This is a genomic window from Agrobacterium sp. MCAB5 (assembly GCF_052114365.1).
Taxonomy (GTDB): Bacteria; Pseudomonadota; Alphaproteobacteria; order Rhizobiales; family Rhizobiaceae; genus Agrobacterium; species Agrobacterium tumefaciens.
Genome location: NZ_JBFREP010000140.1, coordinates 1 through 606, shown reverse-complemented (window position 1 = coordinate 606; position 606 = coordinate 1). Strand labels below are relative to the sequence as shown.

At 56.1% G+C, this 606-nt stretch carries 1 protein-coding gene; it reads left to right on the top strand.

Annotated elements, in window-relative coordinates:
* Positions 1–496 (top strand): hypothetical protein (locus AB4Z23_RS27850; RefSeq protein WP_441361223.1); only part of this gene is annotated, 496 nt, incomplete at its 5' end.
* Positions 497–606 lie beyond the last annotated feature (110 nt).

Here is a 606-nt window from a genome sequence, read left to right as displayed (position 1 = left end):
GTCTATCATGCCGGAAGCCGAGCTCGAAAATTTCGCCGGATCACTGCAGTGTCTCCAAACGCTGGATGGCTTGCCGCCATCACCGTCGTTGCGGGTCGGTTTTTCATTCAGCCATGTGGGGAATGCACCGCCCGCGCTCGCCGGGTCGCTGCTGCGTAGGATTTCTCCGACGGATTTTACGCCTTACATGATCGCGATTTTCACCGCAGGCAATGTCTGCTTCCAGATCTGGCTTCGCTCGGACAATCAGGATGAAGGACTTTCCGAGATCGCCGGCTTGCGGATCAAGTGGACATCTCAACTGCCAAAGCCCGAAGGCGGATACTATCCGGTCGAATTCAGCGACCCCTTGCAGCTCGATTGGTCAGGTGTAAAGCCGGAACGGCAGCCCTTAGAAGCGTTCGAGTTGCGTTTTGATCCACACTCAACGCAGGGAATCTTTATTCCGATCCTGCGGGCACCATCAGCTGCAATCGAGCCGGCGGAGCCGCAATAAAATAACGGCGGTCGGTCTGCGTCGACAAATGCCCACACGTTCCGCCCGGCTACATGATAAGTGAAAGCCATGGCCTCAAACCGCGATCTGAAAAAACGTCTCGCACTTGC